Below are 21,595 nucleotides of genomic sequence, written 5' to 3'. Positions count from 1 at the left end.
AGCTTGTTTTGATATTCCGTATCATCACCCGCTAAACAGAAATTTTTCTTATGGACAAAACAAGACAATCTGAACTTGTTCGATGGCTGAAACAGCAAACTGCACCTGCCCGTCGTTGGCTTCGTTTATCAATGCTACTTGGCTTAATCAGTGGATTGCTGATTATTTCTCAGGCCTGGTTCTTGGCGACAATCCTCCAAGCTCTGATTATTGACAATGTTCCTCGTGAAAATCTTATCAACCAATTTCTAATATTGGCAGCGACTTTTACATTACGGGCTGTTATCAATGCCGTTCGAGAACGTGTTGGATTTATTTGTGGCAAAGTTATACGTCAACAAATTCGCAATATGGTACTGGATAAACTCGAACAACTAGGCCCTGTGTGGGTTAAAGGGAAACCCGCTGGAAGTTGGGCGACCATTATCCTAGAGCAGATAGAAGACATGCAGGATTTCTATTCTCGCTATTTGCCTCAAGTTGCGCTTGCTACAATGATCCCTATCTTAATCCTGGTTACTGTATTTCCAATTAATTGGGCCGCAGGATTGATTTTATTTGTAACCGCACCATTGATTCCGCTGTTTATGGCATTGGTAGGATTAGGTGCCGCAGATGCTAATCGGCGCAATTTTGTAGCTCTCAGCCGTTTAAGTGGTAATTTCCTCGATCGTTTACGAGGTTTGGAAACTTTGCGCCTGTTCCATCGAGGAGAAGCGGAAGTTGAACAAATCACCGAGTCAACAGAAAGTTTTCGCCGCAGAACGATGGAAGTTCTGCGCATGGCATTTTTATCTTCAGCTGTTTTAGAATTTTTTGCCGCAATTTCCATTGCCGTTGTTGCTGTTTATTTTGGTTTTTCCTATTTAGGAGAGTTGCACTTTGGTAGCTATGGTGTAGGTGTTACGTTGTTTGCCGGTTTCCTCGCGTTAATCCTTGCACCTGAGTTTTTTCAACCACTGCGCGATTTAGGTACATTTTATCACGCCAAAGCTCAAGCCGTCGGAGCGGCAGAATCGCTCTTCACTTTACTCAGTAGCAATGGAGAACAAGCCACAAGTAGTGGTGAGAAAACACTATCCGATAACGAACCCGTTACCATTGAGGCCTGCGAACTGGAAATTATGTCCCACGATGGACATCGTCTTGCTGGTCCTTTGAATTTTACCATTGATAGGCGCCAGCGGATTGCTCTGGTTGGAAAAAGCGGTGCGGGCAAAAGTTCGTTAATCAACGTATTGCTGGGATTCTTACCTTATAATGGTTCCGTAAAAATCAATGGCATTGAGTTACGTGAACTCAGTCTCACCAAATGGCGTGAACACTTAAGTTGGGTTGGGCAAAACCCACACCTGCCAGAACAAACTCTGCTCGATAATATTCGCCTGGGTCAATATGATGCAACGCAAGAACAAATCAGTGATGTAATGAAACGAGCTTATGTCAATGAGTTTATTAATGACCTTCCAGATGGAATCAATACGGTAATAGGTGACAACGCTGCCCGTCTGTCTGTCGGACAAGCCCAACGGATTGCAGTAGCGCGAGCATTGTTAAATCCTTGCCAATTATTGCTCTTAGATGAACCCGCCGCTAGTCTTGATGCCCATAGCGAACAGCGTGTGATGATGGCGTTAAATCAAGCCTCGCATCAACAAACCACATTATTGGTCACTCACTTACTAGAAGAGACACTATCATATGACCAGATTTGGGTAATGGAAAATGGTTTGCTTATCGAACAAGGTGATTATCAAACTTTAAGCCAGTCTCAAGGTGTATTTTCTCGTCTGCTATCTCACCGTAGTGTGGAGCTTTAATCATGCGTGTATTACTCCCATTTCTCGCGCTCTACCGCCGCCATTGGTTTCTCATCAGTTTAGGTATGCTATTGGCGATTGTGACGCTACTCGCCAGTATTGGGTTGCTAACACTCTCTGGTTGGTTCCTTGCTGGCACAGCCCTAGCTGGGTTCGCAGGGTTATATACGTTTAACTACATGCTGCCTGCCGCCGGTGTTCGCGGCGCGGCCATTTTTCGTACTGCTGGTCGCTATGGTGAGCGGCTTGTCAGCCATGATGCAACATTTCGGGTATTAGCACATTTACGTGTTTTTGCGTTTCAAAAAATACTTCCTCTTTCTCCTGGTGGCATTGCTCGTTTTCGTCAAGGTGAGTTGTTAAATAGACTTGTTGCGGATGTCGAAACACTGGATCACTTGTATCTGCGGGTTATTTCTCCTGTCCTCGCGGCATTCGTCGTCATTCTCGTTCTGACATTTGGCCTAGGATTCCTTGATATCACTCTCGCCTATACTATTGGTGGTATTATGTTAGGGCTACTGCTGATATTACCTTGCGTGTTTTACCACGCAGGAAAACCTTATGGCAGAAACATTACCCAACAACGCGGCCAGTATCGTACATTACTTACCAGCGCCTTACAGGGGCAAGCTGAATTAAGCGTGTTTGGTGCACTTAGACGCTTCCGTCAATCTATGGCTGAGGTGGAAAACGATTGGTTAAGAAGCCAGCAGAAACAAGCCAATTTGACCGGGCTATCACAAGCCATCATGATTTTTTCCACCGGCATAACAGTGACGCTGATACTATGGCTAGCGGCGGCAGGTGTGGGTGAAAATAGTCAGGCAGGTGCATTAATCGCGCTGTTTACATTCTGCACTCTTGCTGCATTTGAAGCACTTGGACCAGTCACCGTAGCATTTCAGCACATGGGGCAAGTCATTGCATCTGCAACGCGTGTTTCTCAGTTGATGTACCAAAAACCAGAAGTCGCCTTCCCTTCTCATGGGCCACAAGCAAATAGCAATCTCAACCTTGAAATAAAAAATGTTGATTTCACCTACCCTGGCCAGCCACAGCCAGTATTGAAAAATATCTCTCTGTCCCTGACATCAGGTGAACATATTGCTTTACTGGGAAAAACAGGATGTGGTAAATCAACGCTTTTGCAATTATTGACGCGTGCCTGGGATGTCAATAGCGGCGAGATCCAACTCAATCAGCACCCCATCTCCCACTATGATGAGTCAACATTGCGTTCAATGATGTCTATCGTTCCCCAGCGGATACATGTCTTTAGCCATACTTTGCGTGAAAATCTCTTATTGGCAAAATCAGATGCTAGTGACGATGAATTAACAACCGTACTGAAACAAGTAGGTTTAGGATACTTGCTAGACACTGATAAAAAGCTAAACTGTTGGATGGGCGAGGGTGGGCGTCAGCTTTCTGGCGGAGAGCAACGTCGCTTAGGTATTGCCAGGGCATTATTGCATAATGCCCCTTTAATGCTACTGGATGAACCAACCGAAGGACTTGATGCAGATACAGAACAGCAAATTCTGTCGCTGTTACACAGTAGTTGTCAGCATAAAACTTTAATTGTCGTTACCCATCGCCTCACAGGTTTACAACACATGGATCGAATCTGCGTTATGGATGGAGGGCACATTATCGAGCAAGGTAAGCATAATGCGCTACTAGCTCAACAAGGGCGTTACTATCAATTTTATCAGCGACAACAATTTCATCAGCTACAGAGCTATCCTGAGCAAAGGTGATTTAACTTATGTCGATAGCTCAACTGGGTAATTCCTATGAATTCCCCCATCCCACCAATGCGCTAGTTGAACCCAACGGTTTATTGGCATTTGGAGGAGATCTAAGTGCAGAACGTTTACGAGTAGCGTATCATGAGGGGATTTTTCCGTGGTATTCGCCTGATGAACCGCCTTTATGGTGGTCTCCCGATCCTAGGGCCGTGCTGATTCCAGGAGAATTGCATATTGGCCGAACACTACGTCGATTTATTCGCAAAAAACATACTTACCAGATTACGGTAAATCATGCTTTCGATGAAGTGATATATAATTGCGCCCAACGACTAGAAGGCACTTGGATTGGACCAGATGTTCAAAAAGGTTATCAAACCTTACATAAAGAAGGTCTGGCTCATTCAATAGAAGTTTGGCATGACCATCAACTGGTGGGTGGTTTATACGGCGTTTGTGTCGGTACACTATTTTGTGGTGAATCGATGTTTAGCAAAATGGAGAATGCTTCCAAATGTGCATTTGTCGCATTCTATCACCATTTTTTGTGTCATGGTGGTCAACTATTTGATTGTCAGGTATTAAACCACCATACAGAATCATTGGGGGCTAAAAATATTCCGAGAGAAAAATTTCTCCAGCACCTTTACCAATTAAGAAAGCAGTCATTGCAATCAGGCTGCTGGTCTGTACAAAAGCTGGATTTATAATCATCTCTCAGAAATAAATGCTGTTCATGGTGGGAATGTCATTAGCTATCATATTATCGTATGTAAAATGATGGCTTAAAATACGACATTCCTTTACATAATGATGGTTTTTCGGCATTATCTTGCCGGTTAAAAACTATGGTTGTTACATTTAGAGGATTAGATGGCCAAAGAAGACACGAATTTTGAAATGCAAGGTACTGTTTTAGAAACACTGCCAAACACTGTGTTTCGCGTTGAATTAGACAACGGACACATTGTCACTGCTCATATCTCAGGAAAAATGCGTAAAAACTATATCCGCATCCTGACAGGAGACAAGGTTACAGTTGAGCTAACTACATATGATCCGGAAAAAGGACGCATCACTTTCCGTAGCCGCTGATTAAGATACCTTAGCACCACAGGTGATAGTATTTTCGGAATTCACCTGTGGTGTGGCATTAGCTTTTTACTTTCTTACCTGCCATTACCAGTTTCTATCTCTGATACCGTTTATATTTATAACACAGCATCTTCTGATCTCTTTTTGTTTGACTTTTGTGCGCCCTTAAAATCGTATAACAATACCTGTTTAGTTTTATCAAGTTTAATTTTGACTGAGCCTCCATGCACCAAAGAGCCAAACAACAATTCATTCGCCAGTGGTTTTTTGAGGTTGTCTTGGATTATACGAGCCATGGGACGTGCCCCCATCGACCTATCATAACCTTTGTCACATAACCATTGGCGGGCATCTGCACTGACTTCCAGGGAGACACCTTTTTCATCCAGTTGGGCTTGTAACTCGACGATAAATTTATCAACAACTTGCTGAATAACTTCCGAAGAGAGCGCATCAAACCAAATAATGCTATCAAGACGATTGCGGAATTCAGGTGTAAAAATTCGTTTTATCTCTTCCATACCATCCGTGCTGTTATCCTGCTCAGTGAATCCAATGGATTTACGGTGTGTTTCACGCACCCCTGCATTGGTTGTCATCACCAAAATAACATTTCGGAAATCCGCTTTGCGGCCATTATTGTCAGTCAATGTTCCATTATCCATAACCTGTAACAACAGGTTAAAGACATCAGGATGGGCTTTTTCAATCTCATCCAATAACAGTACAGAATGAGGATGTTTGATGATTGCGTCGGTCAATAATCCTCCCTGATCATACCCAACATAACCCGGAGGAGCTCCGATTAAACGACTGACAGTATGACGCTCCATATATTCTGACATATCAAATCGCAACAATTTAATATTCAACACGTTAGCAAGTTGAACTGTGACTTCTGTTTTCCCCACCCCCGTCGGTCCTGCAAACAAAAAAGATCCTACTGGCTTATGATCCTGTCCTAACCCCGCACGGCTCATCCTGATGGCCTCTGTCAAGGCAGCAATTGCCTTATCTTGACCAAAAACCAACATTTTCAAACGCTCATCCAGTGTTTTTAGTACATCCTTATCACTGGCTGACACCGTTTTTTCTGGAATACGGGCTATACGAGCAACAACGGATTCAATATCGGCAACATTGATTGTCTTTTTGCGGCGGCTAACTGGCACTAATCTGGTCCTTGCTCCAGCCTCATCAATGACATCAATGGCTTTATCCGGTAAATGACGATCAGTAATATACTTCACAGATAACTCAACTGCCGCCCGAATGGCTTTCGCTGTATAACGAACATCATGGTGTGCTTCATATTTAGTACGCAGCCCATTGATAATTTGTACCGTTTCTTCAGCAGAAGGTTCAAGAATATCAATTTTCTGGAACCGACGAGTCAAAGCCCGATCTTTTTCAAAAATGTTGCTGAATTCGTGGTAAGTCGTGGAGCCAATTACCCGTATACGCCCACTAGACAACAGCGGTTTAATGAGATTAGCTGCGTCCACTTGCCCACCCGATGCGGCACCGGCTCCAATAATAGTATGAATTTCGTCAATAAAGAGAATACTTTTGCTGTCCTGCTCTAATGTCTTTAACAAAGACTTGAAGCGCTTCTCAAAATCACCGCGATATTTTGTCCCTGCCAACAATGAACCAATATCAAGAGAATAAATGGTACAATCTTGCATCACTTCGGGAACATTTTTTTGTACAATACACCATGCAAGCCCCTCAGCAATGGCTGTCTTACCAACACCCGATTCTCCAACAAACAAAGGGTTATTTTTGCGGCGACGGCAAAGTACCTGAATCGTTCTCTCCAATTCATTCTGACGACCGACAAGCGGATCAATTAACCCTTTCTGTGCCAATTGATTCAGGTTAGTCGTGAAACTTTCCAATCGATCTTCACTAATTACCTGCTCTTCTGGAACCGGATTGATACTGTGATGGGCATCATTATCTGACTCGTCTTTGCGTGTTCCATGAGAAATAAAATTTACAATATCTAAACGGCTAACGTCATGCTTACGCAATAAATAAGCAGCCTGAGACTCTTGCTCACTAAAAATCGCAACTAAGACGTTAGCCCCTGAGACTTCCGAACGCCCCGAAGATTGAACATGAAATACCGCACGTTGCAAAACACGCTGAAAACTTAATGTAGGTTGTGTATCCCTGTCATCATTTTCAGATAATAGGGGGGTGGTTTGTGCAATAAAACTTTCTAACTCTTGGCGTAACATTGCCAAATCGACTTTACAAGCCTCCAGTGCTTCCCGTGCTGATGTATTACTTAACAACGCCAGCAACAGGTGCTCTACGGTCATAAATTCATGTCTGTTATCCTTTGCTTTGGCAAAAGCAATATTGAGACTAAGTTCCAGTTCTTGATTGAGCATAAGCACCTCCTCCTAAATTTCAGTAAGCCAGATCAGACTTTTTCCAGCGTGCAAAGTAACGGATGCTCGTGCTCCTTAGCATACATGTTCACTTGCGCAGCTTTAGTTTCTGCGACCTCTGCCGTATAAATTCCGCAAATTGCTTTCCCTTTGTAATGGACATCCAGCATTAGTTGCGTTGCTCGTTCAACATCATAAGAAAAGAACTTTCGCAATACGTCAACCACAAACTCCATAGGGGTATAATCGTCATTATTCAGAATAACCTTATACATTGATGGTGGTTGTAGCTTTTGTTTTGCATCATCCTCAATAAATTCTTCAACTTTCAAATTGTTATAAAACTCAGTCATTATTCTTCCGCTGGGTATTAACTGTCCGCTGGATTCTAGTATGAACTAATTCATTCTACTGTTATATATTTTATCACTTCATAAAGCACTCTGCTTACCTCCCTCCTGGATTAGCGGAGCTAAATTTTACCTAAGAATCGGATATCGTTATCTATATCAAACTTTAGCCATTTGAGACAACCTGACGTTGTTTATATGCTTGACGACGTAATGAATTTCACTACAGTATATTTTATGAACACCGCTTTCTGTCTGGGCGTTTGTTCATATTTTAAAATTTTGAGTGACTCCTAAACCCGAAATCGTGATATGAGGGATAGAGAAGTATGGAAACAGGTACTGTTAAATGGTTCAATAATGCAAAGGGCTTTGGATTTATTTGCCCAACCAGCGGAGGTGAAGATATATTCGCTCACTATTCAACCATTCAGATGGATGGTTATAGGACGCTGAAAGCTGGACAAAAAGTGAACTTTAGCGTTCATCAAGGCCCCAAAGGTAACCACGCCAGCCTCATTGTACCTCTGGAAGATGGTTCAAAATCCAAAAAATAGTAGTCCGTTAAATTCGTAATTTTCACGCCACAAGTAGACAATAATCTTATTTGTGGCGTGCTCTGTTTTACTCCCTTGCCAGAGCCTCTATGGGATCGAGATGAGCTGCATTTCTCGCGGGCAGGAAACCAAATATTATCCCTATTGCCGTTGAACAGCCAAATGCAATGATAAATGCAATGATGTTATAAACGAAATCCCAGCTTGGTAACATCAATTGCGCTATAAAAGAAAGGCTGCATGACAGAATAATTCCCAGTACCCCCCCTATTAGACAAACCAAAACAGCTTCAATAAGGAATTGCTGCATAATATCACTGGTTCTGGCCCCTACTGCCATACGAATACCAATCTCCCTTGTACGCTCGGTAACTGATACCAGCATGATATTCATGACACCAATTCCCCCGACAATTAAGGATATTACCGCAACTAACGTTAAAAATATTTGCATCGTCCGTGTTGTTCTATTCATTATTTTAATAGTCTTATTTACGTTATAAGTGTGAAAATCTTTTTTACCGTGACGGAATATCAGCAATTGATTAAGTTTTGCTTCTGCTTCATTGGATTTATAGCCATCTTTCAACCTGACAACGATAGAATTTAAGTAGCTTTGATTTATCAAACGGCTATTCATCGTACTGTAAGGCACCCAAATTTGTAATGCATCACTACTATAAAGACTTTGCCCATTAGCAATGACACCAATCACCGTCAAGGGCAAATTTGTTAACAGTAACTCCTTGCCTATCACATTATCCTGGTAAGGAAAGAACTTCTTACGTGTATTATCATCAATGATAACCACTTGAGACTGACGCTCAATCATGTCTGAAGTAAAAGGAATGCCTTGAGAAAATTTCATGGCATATACTTGAAAAAAATGACTTCCTACCCCCAATATTTGCGCTTTAGCATCTATATTGCCTTGACGCAAACTCCCGCTATTTACAAATTCGGGAGAAGCCGCCTGAACATAAGGCTGAGATTTTATTGCCAGAATATCAGCGAGTTTCAGTGCTTGCATATCCAAAGCGCCATCACTGCCAAAATCTTTTCCTGGATAAATTGATATAGAGTTAGTGGCAATAGATTTAATATGTGATAACACCATTGATTTTGCCGCATTACCAATCACGATGATCGTTACGACAGAAGCAATGCCTATTATAATTCCAAGCATTGTCAGTAGAGTACGTAGCTTATTCACATTCATGGCGCGCCATGCCATTAATAAAGCTTCATTAAAACGTCCCCATATTTGTCGCACTGAAGAGGTTTTTGCATCTATCGGGGAGAGATGAGGCAATGTTTGATGTTCAAAAGAATGCACCTCACTTATGATACGCCCATCTTTAATTTCAATCACCCTTTGAGCCTGTGCAGCAATATTAGGATCATGTGTAACAATAACGACCGTATGCCCTTGTTGACAGAGCTTCTTCAAAATATCCATCATTTCCTGGCCGGAAGTACTATCCAAAGCGCCTGTCGGCTCATCAGCAAGAATGACCTGACCACCATTCATAAGTGCCCTGGCAATACTAACCCGTTGTTGCTGCCCACCTGAAAGCTGACTTGGTCGATAATCAATCCGATTTTCCAATCCAAGGCTTTTTAACAATTCAATTGCTCGCTCACGACGTTGTATTTTTGAAACACCGGAATAAATAGCTGGAATTTCAACATTTTGTTCGGCGGTTAAATGAGTCAATAAATGGTAACGCTGAAAAATGAACCCAAAATATTCTCTGCGTAATTCTGCCAACTGATCACTATCCAAGTCAGCAATATTTCTTCCTGCAACCCAATATTCCCCACTACTAGGTTTATCTAAGCAGCCAAATATATTCATTAAAGTAGACTTACCTGAACCGGAGGTGCCAACGATAGCCACCATTTCTCCAGCTTGTATAGACAATGAAATATCTTCCAGAACAGTGACTTGTCCTTCTCCGGCAGGATAACTACGACTAACGCCTTTTAGTTCCAGTAATGTGCCCATTATTATTCCTCTACACTACTATCACTGAGATTGGTGATCACACGTTCGTTTTCTTTCAGTCCAGAGAGCACCTGGACATTAGTGTTATCAAAAGCTCCTATCGTGATTTTACGTTTTTCTGCTTTGCCATTATGCAAAACACTCACTTCATATTGCGTAGAAGGTACATACTGAGTTGAGGATGTATATTGGTGAGTAGAGACTTCCAAAGCTGAAATTGGGATCATCAAGACATTATGCAGAGTTTGAAGCTCTATTTTTATTTGTGCAGTCATCTGCAAACGCAAAATATGTTCGGGATTAGGTACTTCAAAGCGGGCATAGTAGAAAATAGCGTTATTCACAGCTTGCGGTGTTGGTAGAATGTCTTTCAAAACACTGTGAAATTGCCTTCCTGGTGCTCCTAAGATAGTAAATGAGACTTTCTGACCTGGTTCTAAATTAATAACATCAGCCTCCGATACTTCTGCATTAACAATCATAGTATCGAGATTTGCGAGTGTCAGGATGGTCGGCGCTTGCTGTGCAGCAATCACGGTTTGCCCCTGGAATGTTTTAATATCTGTCACTATGCCCTCTATTGGGGCAGTAATTCTGGTATATTGTAAATTTGTTTTTGCCGTATCAAGTTTGGCTTTATTTTGCTTAATTTGCGCTGCCAAGTCGTCAATTCTGGCAGCCTTAGACTGCATATCTGTTATGTTGGAATCCAATTCTTGATGGGACGTTAAACGTAATTTAAACAAATGTCTCAGGCGATTTACTTTAAGCTGTGCAAGTTTTAATTCAGCCTGCGCCCCACGAAGATTAGCCTCCAGTGATTTTGCTGTTTCCTGAATTTCCTCTACCGCATTTTTCGCAGTCTGTGGATCAATCAAAGCCAATAATTGGCCTTGCTTGACCTTATCCCCTAATTTCACATAGAGCTCTTTCAACTGACCACTAACTTGAGCCCCTACGTCAACTTTACTGACCGCATCCAATTTACCCACTACCAAAACATTTCTTCCAAAATCTCCCTTTATCACTGCACTCGTCTGATATGTGATAGGCTTCGACGGATAGAAAAAATAAGACCATACAGAGGCGATAGCTATGAGAATAAGCCCAGCCCCAATCCAGCGATACTTGGTAGAAAGAAGTTTCATCAACAAATACCCACTATTAAAATATGCTATCTAATTACTTCACTTGCACTTTACTGTATAAGACATAAACAAATCCTATCAATGGGATATTTCTAATAAGAAAACTTTCAGATATTTATTCTCTAAAAAAAATCAATGTAGGCAGACAAAATCAAGTTCAATTAACGACCTCTCGCCACCAAACAACCCTAGAAAATATTCCTTTTGAAGGTGATGGGAGAATTAAAATGCGTTGATTTTCAGTATACTTCCCTTTATCCTACTTGTTATTTTAATGTAAAATTTTTGTTTCCGTATATTTATTAGCCTTTGTGACTAGTTTTTCTTATTAAGATTAGATAAAAGACGTTTTTTTATTGGATAAGGATGTGGATCATGTATTCAGGATTATTAATTATTCTCCTACCTTTGACTCTGGGCTACCTTATTCATCTGAATCATAAATCGATGCTAGTCCTCGTGCACCAGTTACTCAATGTCATGGTCTATATCATTCTCATTTTGATGGGTATCACCCTTGCTATGCTGGAAAACGTGGGCAGTCATTTACTTTCCATCTTGTTGTATGCAATAACATTCTTCTTGTGCACCTTTATAATTAATATGCTAGCGCTTTTCCTCTTGGATAAACGAGATCCGTGGATTATTAATGCACATAAACAAGAAAAACCCCCTTCCCGATTACATATAGCTCTGGATTCCATCAAATTATGTGGCGCATTAGTATTGGGATTTATTATTGGACTAACAGGCTGGTCAGGGTTTCATCTTGCTAGCCGAGCCAGCGAAATTGCCCTGATTTTTTTACTATTTCTAGTTGGCATTCAACTGCGCAATAACGGTATGAGCCTAAAGCAAACCCTGCTGAATCGCCGTGGTATGATTATTGCCATAGTGGTTGCCATAAGTTCTTTGCTAGGTGGCGTACTGGCTGCATTTTTGTTGGAATTACCGATTAAAACGGGTCTTGCTATCGCATCAGGATACGGTTGGTATTCCCTTTCCGGCATTTTAATTTCCGATGCTTATGGGCCTGTGCTTGGGAGTACTGCATTTTTCAATGACTTAGCTCGTGAATTGGCATCCATTATGCTTATTCCCATGCTAATAAATCGCTACCGTTCAACCGCATTGGGTTTAACCGGAGCGGCTTCAATTGATTTTACCTTACCGATCTTACAACGCTGTGGTGGTATCAGTATTGTACCAGCAGCCATCGTTCATGGTTTTATATTGAGTTTATTGACCCCTTTATTCATTGCATTGTTTACTCAGTAAATTGTTTATGCAATAAAGCCTATCCTGGTTTAATGCATAAACTGAATAAAAAAATTTTCAATATAAAAATTAATCTACCCAACGAATATAAAGCGTAAAAAAGATCTAAAAAACACTGAAAAATTGATTAGTTAACTTACCAATTTGATTAAAATAACAATTTTATGCAGACATCATTGCATAGTTATGCTTATGAGATTAATATCATACCAATCAATTAACTATTCATATTTTTCGCATGAGCATTCAATTAAAAAACATAAATTGTTTCTATGGCTCACACCAGGCTCTATTTGACATCAGTTTTGAATGTACATCGGGAGAAACTGTGGTGTTGCTAGGGCCCAGTGGGGCTGGAAAGAGTTCTTTGCTACGTGTTTTGAATTTACTGGAGCAACCTCGTTCCGGGCTACTCAATGTGGCAACACACCAATTTGATTTCAAACAGCAACCTAACCACAAAGAAATTCTCGCATTGCGGCAAAAAGTTGGCATGGTCTTCCAACAATACAATCTGTGGCCACACTTAACTGTGATGGATAATTTGATTGAAGCGCCTTGCCGAGTATTGAAGCAATCCAAACAACAAGCACGGGAAAAAGCGACAAAACTCCTTTCCCGACTTCGTTTAGACGAATTTACCAACCGTTTTCCACTGCACCTTTCCGGCGGGCAACAACAACGAGTTGCCATTGCACGTGCATTAATGATGGAGCCTCAAGTTTTATTGTTTGATGAACCTACTGCTGCACTCGATCCCGAAATCACCTCTCAAGTCATTGGCATTATCAAAGAGCTGGCAGAAACCGGTATCACTCAGGTTATAGTGACTCATGAAGTGGAATTTGCTCGCAAAACAGCAAGTCAAGTTGTATACATGGAACAAGGACGCATTATCGAAAAAGGTGACGCTACTCATTTTATGCGTCCTCAAACAAAAGCCTTTGCTCACTATTTGTCACACTAAAATACCATATTGGATCTGTTAACCTGGTAGATTTCAAGCTACTACATTTCCGTAAGATAGCATTTTCAAAGATGAAGTAGATATATCGATAATCTATTACAAAACAAACATCAAAGCAGTTATCAACCATAAAATTCATCAACAACAGGATATTGCTATGAAAAAAATATTGTTTGCAGCTTTATTGAGTGCAGTGACCTTATCAGCAACCGCAACAGAGAAAGCAACTCTCCGTTTTGCGACGGAAGCAACTTACCCTCCATTTGAATTTATTGATGCAAACAATAAGATTCAAGGATTCGATGTCGATTTAGCAAATGCCATATGTATAAAGCTCAACGCAGAATGTACATTTACCAACCAAGCTTTCGATAGCCTTATTCCCAGCTTAAAATTCCGCCGTGTTGATGTTTTGATGGCGGGTATCGACATCACACCAGACCGCCAAAAACAAGTTGATTTCACCCAAACATATTATGATAACTCTGCCATTTTCGTTGCCATTAAAGGAAAATTTGCTCAGGTTGCCGATCTCAAAGGTAAACAAATAGGTACCCAGAATGGCACTACACACCAGAAATATTTGATGGAGCAACATAAGGAGCTGAAAACCGTACCTTATGACAGCTACCAAAATGCGATCCTTGATTTAAAAAATGGCCGTATTGATGCGTTGTTCGGTGATACTGCCGTCGTCAATGAATGGCTAAAAAAGAATCAAGAACTCAGCACGGTTGGCGAAAAGGTGACAGACAAAAATTACTTTGGTGTCGGTTTAGGTATTGCAGTCCGCAAAGGTAATACTGAGTTGCTAGATAAGCTGAACAGAGCATTAACAGAAGTTAAACAAGACGGTACTTACGATACCATCTACAAAAAATGGTTTAAACAATAAACTCAATCCCAATGAATGAATTTCTCTCTTTAATCAATGCCGCCGGAATTACTGTCGGCCTTGCCATTTCTTCGCTTATCGTCGGCTTAGTTCTGGCGATGTTTTTGGCTGCGTGGGAATCTATTCGCTGGAAACCTATTGCTTTTTTAGGTTCCTGCTGGGTTACCTTAGTTCGGGGATTGCCTGAAATTTTAGTTGTTCTCTTCATCTATTTTGGCAGTTCCCAACTCCTCATTACATTATCGGACGGTTTTGATATCAATCTCATTGTCTGGCACTTTAGAATACAGATGGAAATTGATAACTTTGATGTCAGTCCTTTTCTGTGCGGGGTTATTGCCCTATCTCTGCTCTATTCTGCTTATGCTTCACAAACACTACGGGGAGCACTAAAAGCCGTCCCCATAGGGCAATGGGAAGCTGGGCAAGCGCTGGGGTTAAGCCAAAGTCGCATCTTTTTTCGCTTGATTATGCCTCAAATGTGGCGCCATGCCCTGCCAGGGCTTGGTAATCAATGGCTAGTTTTATTAAAAGATACTGCCCTAGTTTCATTGATCAGCGTTAATGATCTGATGTTACAAACCAAAAGTATCGCAACTCGAACTCAAGAGCCGTTCACATGGTACATAATTGTTGCTGTGATTTATCTGGTAATCACATTAATCAGCCAATTTATTCTCAAACAGCTTGAAATGCGCGCCACCCATTTTGAAGGGAGTGCCTCATGATGATTGAATATATCAAGGAAATTTTACCTGGCTTGCAAACCAGTCTCAGTTTGACTTTCTCAGCATTACTGGCGGCATTCACGCTCTCCATTGTCTTGACCATGATCCTGACAATGAAGTTACCTGTACTTTCTCAATTGGTAAGAGGCTATATCACACTATTTACCGGAACCCCACTCCTTGTTCAGTTTTTCTTGATCTACTATGGGCCGGGGCAATTTCCAACACTCAAAGAATATCCGTGGTTATGGCAACTTATGTCAGAGCCGTGGCTATGTGCAATGGTTACACTTACGTTGAATAGTGCAGCTTATTCAACCCAGCTATTTTATGGGGCTGTCAAAGCAATTCCTGCCGGACAATGGCAATCTTGCCAAGCTCTCGGTATGTCCAAAGTGCACTCTATGCGCATTTTGTTACCTTATGCTTTTAAACGGGCACTTTCTTCCTATTCCAATGAAGTTGTGCTGATTTTCAAAAGCAGCTCACTGGCCAGTACAATCACCTTATTAGACATTATGGGATATAGCCAGCTTCAATTTGGGCGTAGTTATGATGCCACGGTATTTATTGCCGCGGGTATTATTTACCTTTGCATAAATGGCCTTTTGACACTTCTGATGCGTATAATTGAACAACGGGCCTTATCATTTGAACATCGTCATTAATCAACATTCATACTTAATTATCTGATTTCACCATTCCAGCCCGTGATAACCCATCATTATCACGGGATAATCACGATAAAAAAGTCACTAATTTACATTGAGAACTAACAGTGCCAAAGTTTCATAATGTTCGGTATGAGGAAACATATCGAATAACTGTACTTTTTCTATTCGATATTGTTTAAGCATAGTAATATCTTTCGCCATCGTCTGAGCATTACAGCTCGAGTAGAGAACAAATTTAGGGGCCATCCGGCTAAGGTATTCACATAACTCTTTACCAATTCCTCTTCGAGGAGGATTTACCAACACTAACTCAGGTAATTGTGATTTATCAAGGGCAAAATGAGTGGAATCCAATGCCTGAAAATCCACCTGTTCTAACCCCAGGCTTTTGGCAGAACTTTTGGCACAACTAATCGCTTCCGCACTGATCTCAATCCCTGTCAGTCGGGTCTTTTTATCTGCACAATGCAAACCAAAACCGCCTGCACCGCAAAACAGATCCCACATACTGTCAATGTTTAGTTCCCTAACCCAGCGCCCCGCTGTTGCATACAGCGCTGAAGCAATCTCTGGATTGGTCTGAAAAAAACTACGCGGGCGAATGTATAACGGAATACCGTTAAAAGTTTCCTGTAACATCTTACGTTCGGTAAAAATGATTTCCTTCTCACCTTCCATGATCGCCATATGGGTTGGCTGAATATTAGCGGAAATCACTGTTGCTTGTGGCAATTGTTCCTTTAGCCAAGGCAAAGCACGCTCTAATTGGGCTAGCTTTGTTTCCGAACGCAAGACAAAACGCAGCATTATTTCGCCATTAGCACGACTTTCCGTCAGAAGAAGATATTTTAACTCCCCTTTCCTACGTTCAACGTTGTACGGAACTAATCCGGCTTTGGCGATAAATGTTTTTATGACTACAAATACTGCCTGAAAGTATTTTGGATACAATGGACAGTCACAAAGATCTACCGTTCTGCCATCACGATGCAACATACCAAGCAATGGACGCTCAACACTGCCACTTACTACCATCTTGGCTTTATTACGGAACTCACTTGTTTTGCTACTTACTGGCGACAACCAATGTACTACTAACCCTTCCTGTAAAAGTTGCTTTAAATGTTGTTGTTTATCATATAATTGCTGTGAATAGGACTTATCGAGCCACTGGCAGGAGTGACAATGCCCCGCGGTATACTGCGCACATTGCATCGTAAAAAAACCGTATCAAAAAATATTAGTGCAAAGTAAATGTTGATGTTTTCGTTGAAGTTAAGGACTCGTCATCTTCAACTTCATCTTCTCTCTCATTTTCCATATCATGATTGACATAGAGAAGATTATTGCTGTGAATTTCAAAAATCACATTTGCAATTTGCTCTTCACCCTGCTGTATAAAATTGGAAAATTGTCTGAAAGTCATTCCGGCAGCAATAGGGAAAGCCTGACAAACAATCAACTTAGGTAAACTTTCATCCTGAATATCAATAAATGCTTTCACAGTAAGAGAACACGCATTAACCTGACTCAAATTAGCAACCAATGGAATTATCGCAGTTGGCCTGACTTCAGCCAAAGCAGAAAACAATACTACATCACCCAACAGGTCGAGCTTAGCATCAAACAAGCCATCGATATTCTGCATATGAGGCAAATGCAAGACTGAGCCTGAATCATTCTCAAAATAAGAAATTTTGAGCTGTTCAAGCCACGTACGCAAAATTGACAAATCGGGAATAACCATAGAATCCATCGAATTAACCTCATATGACCGAGAAGTTACACATGTGCTACCTAAGAAAACTCTTCAGCAAGTAGCCATGCGTACAATAATTAACCTATTTTGTTTTTTCATCATCAGTGACAATCTGATGGTTTTTATCCGCTTTCTTATGATCAATTCCCAAAAAGGAAAGATTATAGACTGCACGCCAGATAATATGGATAGCTGCTGGAATCAAGCAACCGATACCCAATAAAATCATAGCAATGTGTGCTTCCGTCGTCATTAATAAAGGTGATAAAATTATGCTATCAGTGATTGACAAGTAAGCCAGAATCAATAGCCCGATTCCCAATACTTCCAATAAAATGACTAACTTAGGCATGTCAGCCAATGAGCGCATCTCTTTTGATGGGATCATTTTTATTCTTCTAACCTGTTCAGCCTAAAAACAGACTTTCCGTTACTCAATAAGCCTATCATACCTGAATTCCGTTTATCGGCAGGACTAATTACAACAAAAGGCAATTCCTGCTTTTTTTTGTTAATACTTGCAGGCATAGTAACCCCAGATGACATTTTATGAATGTTCATGATCATTACCACTAAGGAGTTTATATGTACACTGTCATTTTTGGTCGCCCTGGTTGTCCTTACTGCGTTCGAGCTGAAGAACTCGCTGAGAAACTAAAAAAAGAGCGTGACGACTTTGATTATCGCTACGTCGATATCTGGGCTGAAAATATCACCAAAAACGACTTATCAAAAACGGTAGGTAAACCTGTTGAAACTGTTCCCCAGATCTTCATTGACGAAAAACATATTGGTGGCTGTACGGATTTTGAAGCTTATGCCAAAGAAAATCTGGAACTATACAAGTAATTGAACCCTATAATTAGTTAAAAAAATCAGCCGTCAAAAAAACCGCTATCCAGCTGGAAACCCTTCTCCTGCTGAATAGCGGGTGCCTTAACCATACATTGCTCTTCGAAAAAATCCCACCTTCCTGAAAAATTTTTCGATTTTTTTCTCGAGGATGAGAACTTTCACATCATAATGCAGTCTTAATTATTGCCACTGCTTTTCTTTGATGTCCCCATATTGAGGAGCCCGATAGTCATCCACTTTGGTTAAAGACTATCGGGTTTTTTGTTAGTCACTAGTTAGTTACAAGATAGTGGTTATCTTCCATTACTATTATGATCTCTATATTATTTACACATGCAACATCAACGAGCATTAAATAAAATTATGAATCAATGTAATCATTTTTTATGTAAAAAAAATTTGTTAACAATAAGTTGATAAAATAAAATTACCCTGCTTACGTAAATATTTCGCTTGTGAGGCTTACTTTGCTAGAACAACTTAACCACAATCTGTTTACTTTTATCAATGCAACTCCAGATTCATCACCAACAATGATTTCGCTTGCTATCTTTATAGCGAAATATTGCGTACTGATTTATCCCATTACATTGGCCATTTGCTGGCTATGGGGAAAAGAAAGAGCCATCACATCTCAACGCGTCGTTGTCAGTAAATCTTGCATTGCTTTTGCTTTTGGCATGGCGATCTCCTATATCATCGGGGTGATGGTTCCACATGCACGGCCATTTGTTGAAGGTTTTGGCCATAATTTTCTCTACCATGCTCCCACAGAATCTTTTCCCAGTAACCACGGCACAGCCGTCTTTACTTTTGCTCTGGCATTTATATTTTGGCACCGCGTTTGGTCAGGTTTATGCCTGATGGCCATCGCCTGTTCCATTGCTTGGTCTCGTGTCTATGTAGGCGTTCACTGGCCAATTGACATGGTTGGTGCATTTTTAGTAAGCCTATTAGGCTGTGCTTTTTCCCAAATCTTCTGGAGCCAATATGGAGAATATTTACAAAACAAACTCACTCGGCTCTACCAATTCTGCTGCGCATTTTTTATCAGAAAAGGATGGGTAAAAAGTTAATCAAATCTAAATATACACCAGCCATATATTCTATATGGCTGGCCACAATCAATAACCATAAAGAAAATATGGGGTTATTTTGTTCAAGAAATTTTTTAAACATTTATTCTACTCTCCATAAGTGGTTTTAAATACCAGAATGAAATCCTTCGTTATATTTAACAATACATAACTATAAAATGATTACCATTTCTTCATTAACACAGAGTTAAAGAACAAATTTCACACACAACACTTGATTATCTATAAAACTCTTATTAAAGCATAATCAATACTAAACACATTTTCATTCAACAAATAAACTCCATATTTTATGCAAAAAAATTTATATTATTTATCAAAAAGTTAATGAAAATTAAGCTATAAATAGAGATATATCAAGATAGAAATATTGGCATTTATAGTTCAATTCCAGGCTTATTCAAACACGAAAAAAGAAAACTTTATTAATATGTGAACATTATTAAGGGATAAGTCAGATAGGTATTAGAATTTAAAATAAAAATAATGATATATTCTTTAACAAAAATCGCATTTTATTTTATTTAATATTTATTCAACATTTAGATAAATATCTGTAACAATTTTCCTTTTTTATATAAATCTTGCAATTGCGAGAGTGATCACGGTACATTTCACTGAAAATAACTATATTTCCCCTACCAAAAGTCAGGGGTTAAGTTTTTTGGATTTAGACAAAGCTGATGAGTTGAAGATCCTTTGTTTTAAATGAACATATTTCAGGCAACTTATTATTCATATAAAAATCCAACTCGTGCATTTAATTAATGTACGGGTTTAGTAGTTTTTAAATTTTACTTTACCGCGTTATTTCGGAGATACTTATGGACACATCTCAAGCAGGTTCGATAGCATCCTCTGCTTCCAGCAAAAGCAATCACACTACCTGGCGTAAATCAGACACAGTATGGATGCTCGGATTATATGGCACAGCGATTGGTGCCGGCGTTTTGTTTCTTCCCATCAATGCAGGTATTGGTGGTTTAATTCCACTCATTATCATGGCAATTCTTGCCCTTCCCATGACATTTTTTGCACATCGTGGAATGTGCCGTTTTGTTTTATCTGGTAAAAGCAGTGGTGACGATATCACCGGCGTGGTAGAAGAACATTTTGGTAAAGTTGCGGGCTTTCTGATCACCGTCCTCTATTTTTTTGCTATCTATCCTATTCTGCTCGTGTACAGTGTTGCACTGACCAATACAGTAGAGAGCTTTATTGTCAATCAGCTACAGATAGATGCTCCACCACGTGCATTGCTGGCATTGGTATTGCTTCTGGGTGTGATGAGCATCATCCGTTTTGGTGAGAAAGCCATCGTTAAGGCTATGAGTGTATTGGTATTCCCATTCGTCACCGTTTTGATGCTGTTAGCCTTGTACTTAATCCCTCACTGGAACACTGCTATCTTTGATAGCCTGTCGCAAGATAGTACCTTATCTGCGACAAGCAATAATGGTTTGCTATTTACTCTGTGGTTGGCGATCCCTGTTATGGTCTTCTCCTTTAACCATTCCCCAATCATCTCAGCATTCGCAGTTGCAAAGCGTGAAGAATATGGTGAACACGCAGAGAAAAAATGTTCACGCATTCTGGCCTATGCTCATATCATGATGGTGCTGACAGTCATGTTCTTTGTTTTCAGTTGCGTACTGAGCTTATCACCGGAAAACCTGGCAGAAGCAAAAGCACAGAACATCACTATTCTGTCCTATCTGGCTAACCATTTCCGTGTACCAGTTATTGAATATATTGCTCCGTTTATCGCTTTTATTGCCATTACCAAGTCTTTCCTCGGCCATTACCTGGGTGCCCGTGAAGGTTTTAACGGTATTGTGAACAAAGCAATGATAAACACGAGTGGCAAGACTATTCAGCATAAAACGCTGAATCGTATCACTAGCCTCTTTATGCTGCTAAGTGCTTGGCTTGTCGCTACACTTAACCCAAGCATCCTCAATATCATTGAGTCACTGGGTGGACCTGTTATTGCGATGATCCTGTTTATCATGCCAATGTATGCAATCAAAAAGGTTCCGGCTATGCGCAAATATGCAGGTAAACCAAGCAATATTTTTGTCATTGTGACCGGCTCAATTGCTATTTCAGCGGCAATTTACTCAGTTATGTAATCAAAATCCATGAGCTACTTTTTTCGGCAGTAGCACCTAAAAAATGCCAGTCATCAAAAAATCGACTGGCATTTTT

20 protein-coding genes are annotated in these 21,595 nt (G+C 40.5%); 13 read left to right on the top strand and 7 right to left on the bottom strand.

The window, feature by feature from the left end:
* Window positions 1–50 precede the first annotated feature (50 nt).
* The 4 genes from cydD to infA all read left to right on the top strand — a co-directional run bounded on the left by cydD (window position 51) and on the right by infA (window position 4,669).
* On the top strand, window positions 51–1,820 hold the full coding sequence (gene cydD / locus AAC853_RS13095) for a heme ABC transporter permease/ATP-binding protein CydD (protein WP_340614796.1): 1,770 nt from the start codon (window positions 51–53) through the stop codon (window positions 1,818–1,820).
* Between the two features lie 2 nt (window positions 1,821–1,822).
* Window positions 1,823–3,583 (top strand): heme ABC transporter ATP-binding protein/permease CydC, encoded by a 1,761-nt coding sequence (cydC, locus tag AAC853_RS13090; protein WP_340614795.1) that lies wholly within the window; start codon window positions 1,823–1,825, stop codon window positions 3,581–3,583.
* A gap of 8 nt (window positions 3,584–3,591) precedes the next feature.
* Window positions 3,592–4,284, top strand: coding sequence for a leucyl/phenylalanyl-tRNA--protein transferase (gene aat, locus AAC853_RS13085; RefSeq protein WP_338882745.1), 693 nt, complete (start codon window positions 3,592–3,594; stop codon window positions 4,282–4,284).
* 163 nt (window positions 4,285–4,447) lie between these two features.
* Window positions 4,448–4,669 carry a translation initiation factor IF-1 gene (infA, locus tag AAC853_RS13080; protein ID WP_047767507.1) on the top strand — a complete coding sequence of 74 codons (222 nt, stop codon included), beginning with the start codon at window positions 4,448–4,450 and terminating at the stop codon, window positions 4,667–4,669.
* Window positions 4,670–4,785: 116 nt separating this feature from the next.
* Here infA and clpA read toward each other — a convergent pair whose 3' ends face one another.
* A complete protein-coding gene (gene clpA / locus AAC853_RS13075; protein ID WP_338882747.1) occupies window positions 4,786–7,071 on the bottom strand; it encodes an ATP-dependent Clp protease ATP-binding subunit ClpA in 2,286 nt (761 codons plus the stop codon).
* Window positions 7,072–7,103: 32 nt separating this feature from the next.
* Window positions 7,104–7,424, bottom strand: coding sequence for an ATP-dependent Clp protease adapter ClpS (gene clpS / locus AAC853_RS13070; RefSeq protein WP_074018307.1), 321 nt, complete (start codon window positions 7,422–7,424; stop codon window positions 7,104–7,106).
* A 326-nt stretch (window positions 7,425–7,750) separates the two neighbouring features.
* On the opposite strand from clpS, the gene cspD reads away from it, so the two are divergent.
* A complete protein-coding gene (cspD, locus tag AAC853_RS13065) occupies window positions 7,751–7,978 on the top strand; it encodes a cold shock-like protein CspD (RefSeq protein ID WP_338882750.1) in 228 nt (75 codons plus the stop codon).
* Window positions 7,979–8,045: 67 nt separating this feature from the next.
* Here cspD and macB read toward each other — a convergent pair whose 3' ends face one another.
* Window positions 8,046–9,986, bottom strand: a complete 1,941-nt coding sequence (macB, locus tag AAC853_RS13060) for a macrolide ABC transporter ATP-binding protein/permease MacB (RefSeq protein WP_338882751.1) — start codon at window positions 9,984–9,986, stop codon at window positions 8,046–8,048.
* A gap of 2 nt (window positions 9,987–9,988) precedes the next feature.
* On the bottom strand, window positions 9,989–11,134 hold the full coding sequence (macA, locus tag AAC853_RS13055; RefSeq protein ID WP_338882753.1) for a macrolide transporter subunit MacA: 1,146 nt from the start codon (window positions 11,132–11,134) through the stop codon (window positions 9,989–9,991).
* A gap of 375 nt (window positions 11,135–11,509) precedes the next feature.
* Here macA and AAC853_RS13050 point away from each other — a divergent pair, with 375 nt between their 5' ends.
* The 5 genes from AAC853_RS13050 (at window position 11,510) to artM (ending at window position 15,670) form a co-directional block, all read left to right on the top strand.
* Complete coding sequence (locus AAC853_RS13050) at window positions 11,510–12,412, top strand: LysO family transporter (RefSeq protein WP_338882754.1); 903 nt, start codon at window positions 11,510–11,512, stop codon at window positions 12,410–12,412.
* Window positions 12,413–12,650: 238 nt separating this feature from the next.
* The gene (gene artP / locus AAC853_RS13045) at window positions 12,651–13,379 is read left to right on the top strand and encodes an arginine ABC transporter ATP-binding protein ArtP (RefSeq protein ID WP_338882756.1); all 729 of its coding nucleotides are present in this window, start codon (window positions 12,651–12,653) and stop codon (window positions 13,377–13,379) included.
* 157 nt (window positions 13,380–13,536) lie between these two features.
* Window positions 13,537–14,274, top strand: coding sequence for an arginine ABC transporter substrate-binding protein (gene artJ / locus AAC853_RS13040; protein ID WP_338882758.1), 738 nt, complete (start codon window positions 13,537–13,539; stop codon window positions 14,272–14,274).
* Between the two features lie 11 nt (window positions 14,275–14,285).
* Window positions 14,286–15,002 carry an arginine ABC transporter permease ArtQ gene (artQ, locus tag AAC853_RS13035; protein ID WP_338882760.1) on the top strand — a complete coding sequence of 239 codons (717 nt, stop codon included), beginning with the start codon at window positions 14,286–14,288 and terminating at the stop codon, window positions 15,000–15,002.
* Window positions 15,002–15,670 (top strand): arginine ABC transporter permease ArtM, encoded by a 669-nt coding sequence (gene artM / locus AAC853_RS13030; protein ID WP_338885588.1) that lies wholly within the window; start codon window positions 15,002–15,004, stop codon window positions 15,668–15,670. The genes artQ and artM overlap by 1 nt, the downstream gene beginning before the upstream one ends.
* A gap of 87 nt (window positions 15,671–15,757) precedes the next feature.
* Here artM and rlmC read toward each other — a convergent pair whose 3' ends face one another.
* From rlmC to AAC853_RS13015, 3 genes are all read right to left on the bottom strand, one after another.
* Window positions 15,758–16,891 carry a 23S rRNA (uracil(747)-C(5))-methyltransferase RlmC gene (gene rlmC / locus AAC853_RS13025; RefSeq protein WP_338882762.1) on the bottom strand — a complete coding sequence of 378 codons (1,134 nt, stop codon included), beginning with the start codon at window positions 16,889–16,891 and terminating at the stop codon, window positions 15,758–15,760.
* A 25-nt stretch (window positions 16,892–16,916) separates the two neighbouring features.
* A complete protein-coding gene (locus AAC853_RS13020) occupies window positions 16,917–17,432 on the bottom strand; it encodes a type III secretion system chaperone family protein (protein ID WP_340614794.1) in 516 nt (171 codons plus the stop codon).
* A gap of 85 nt (window positions 17,433–17,517) precedes the next feature.
* A complete protein-coding gene (locus AAC853_RS13015; protein WP_422824222.1) occupies window positions 17,518–17,829 on the bottom strand; it encodes a YbjC family protein in 312 nt (103 codons plus the stop codon).
* A gap of 191 nt (window positions 17,830–18,020) precedes the next feature.
* Here AAC853_RS13015 and AAC853_RS13010 point away from each other — a divergent pair, with 191 nt between their 5' ends.
* The 3 genes from AAC853_RS13010 to AAC853_RS13000 all read left to right on the top strand — a co-directional run bounded on the left by AAC853_RS13010 (window position 18,021) and on the right by AAC853_RS13000 (window position 21,519).
* Window positions 18,021–18,284 carry a GrxA family glutaredoxin gene (locus tag AAC853_RS13010; RefSeq protein WP_338882765.1) on the top strand — a complete coding sequence of 88 codons (264 nt, stop codon included), beginning with the start codon at window positions 18,021–18,023 and terminating at the stop codon, window positions 18,282–18,284.
* Window positions 18,285–18,757: 473 nt separating this feature from the next.
* Window positions 18,758–19,366 carry an undecaprenyl-diphosphate phosphatase gene (gene ybjG, locus AAC853_RS13005; protein WP_338882766.1) on the top strand — a complete coding sequence of 203 codons (609 nt, stop codon included), beginning with the start codon at window positions 18,758–18,760 and terminating at the stop codon, window positions 19,364–19,366.
* A gap of 845 nt (window positions 19,367–20,211) precedes the next feature.
* Window positions 20,212–21,519 carry an HAAAP family serine/threonine permease gene (locus AAC853_RS13000; RefSeq protein WP_338882767.1) on the top strand — a complete coding sequence of 436 codons (1,308 nt, stop codon included), beginning with the start codon at window positions 20,212–20,214 and terminating at the stop codon, window positions 21,517–21,519.
* Window positions 21,520–21,595 lie beyond the last annotated feature (76 nt).

The sequence above is a fragment of the Xenorhabdus thailandensis genome, assembly GCF_037996785.1.
In the GTDB taxonomy this organism is placed as follows: Bacteria; Pseudomonadota; Gammaproteobacteria; order Enterobacterales; family Enterobacteriaceae; genus Xenorhabdus; species Xenorhabdus griffiniae.
This window is presented reverse-complemented; position numbering and strand designations above follow the sequence as displayed.

Coding starts and splice junctions, on each gene's coding strand:
- cydD (WP_340614796.1), top strand. CDS start 51: ATGGACAAAACAAGACAATCTGAACTTGTTCGATGGCTGAAACAGCAA.
- cspD (WP_338882750.1), top strand. CDS start 7,751: ATGGAAACAGGTACTGTTAAATGGTTCAATAATGCAAAGGGCTTTGGA.
- artQ (WP_338882760.1), top strand. CDS start 14,286: ATGAATGAATTTCTCTCTTTAATCAATGCCGCCGGAATTACTGTCGGC.
- AAC853_RS13020 (WP_340614794.1), bottom strand. CDS start 17,432: ATGGATTCTATGGTTATTCCCGATTTGTCAATTTTGCGTACGTGGCTT.
- aat (WP_338882745.1), top strand. CDS start 3,592: ATGTCGATAGCTCAACTGGGTAATTCCTATGAATTCCCCCATCCCACC.
- clpA (WP_338882747.1), bottom strand. CDS start 7,071: ATGCTCAATCAAGAACTGGAACTTAGTCTCAATATTGCTTTTGCCAAA.
- AAC853_RS13010 (WP_338882765.1), top strand. CDS start 18,021: ATGTACACTGTCATTTTTGGTCGCCCTGGTTGTCCTTACTGCGTTCGA.
- rlmC (WP_338882762.1), bottom strand. CDS start 16,891: ATGCAATGTGCGCAGTATACCGCGGGGCATTGTCACTCCTGCCAGTGG.
- artJ (WP_338882758.1), top strand. CDS start 13,537: ATGAAAAAAATATTGTTTGCAGCTTTATTGAGTGCAGTGACCTTATCA.
- infA (WP_047767507.1), top strand. CDS start 4,448: ATGGCCAAAGAAGACACGAATTTTGAAATGCAAGGTACTGTTTTAGAA.
- artP (WP_338882756.1), top strand. CDS start 12,651: ATGAGCATTCAATTAAAAAACATAAATTGTTTCTATGGCTCACACCAG.
- macB (WP_338882751.1), bottom strand. CDS start 9,986: ATGGGCACATTACTGGAACTAAAAGGCGTTAGTCGTAGTTATCCTGCC.
- clpS (WP_074018307.1), bottom strand. CDS start 7,424: ATGACTGAGTTTTATAACAATTTGAAAGTTGAAGAATTTATTGAGGAT.
- AAC853_RS13050 (WP_338882754.1), top strand. CDS start 11,510: ATGTATTCAGGATTATTAATTATTCTCCTACCTTTGACTCTGGGCTAC.
- artM (WP_338885588.1), top strand. CDS start 15,002: ATGATTGAATATATCAAGGAAATTTTACCTGGCTTGCAAACCAGTCTC.
- AAC853_RS13000 (WP_338882767.1), top strand. CDS start 20,212: ATGGACACATCTCAAGCAGGTTCGATAGCATCCTCTGCTTCCAGCAAA.
- cydC (WP_340614795.1), top strand. CDS start 1,823: ATGCGTGTATTACTCCCATTTCTCGCGCTCTACCGCCGCCATTGGTTT.
- macA (WP_338882753.1), bottom strand. CDS start 11,134: ATGAAACTTCTTTCTACCAAGTATCGCTGGATTGGGGCTGGGCTTATT.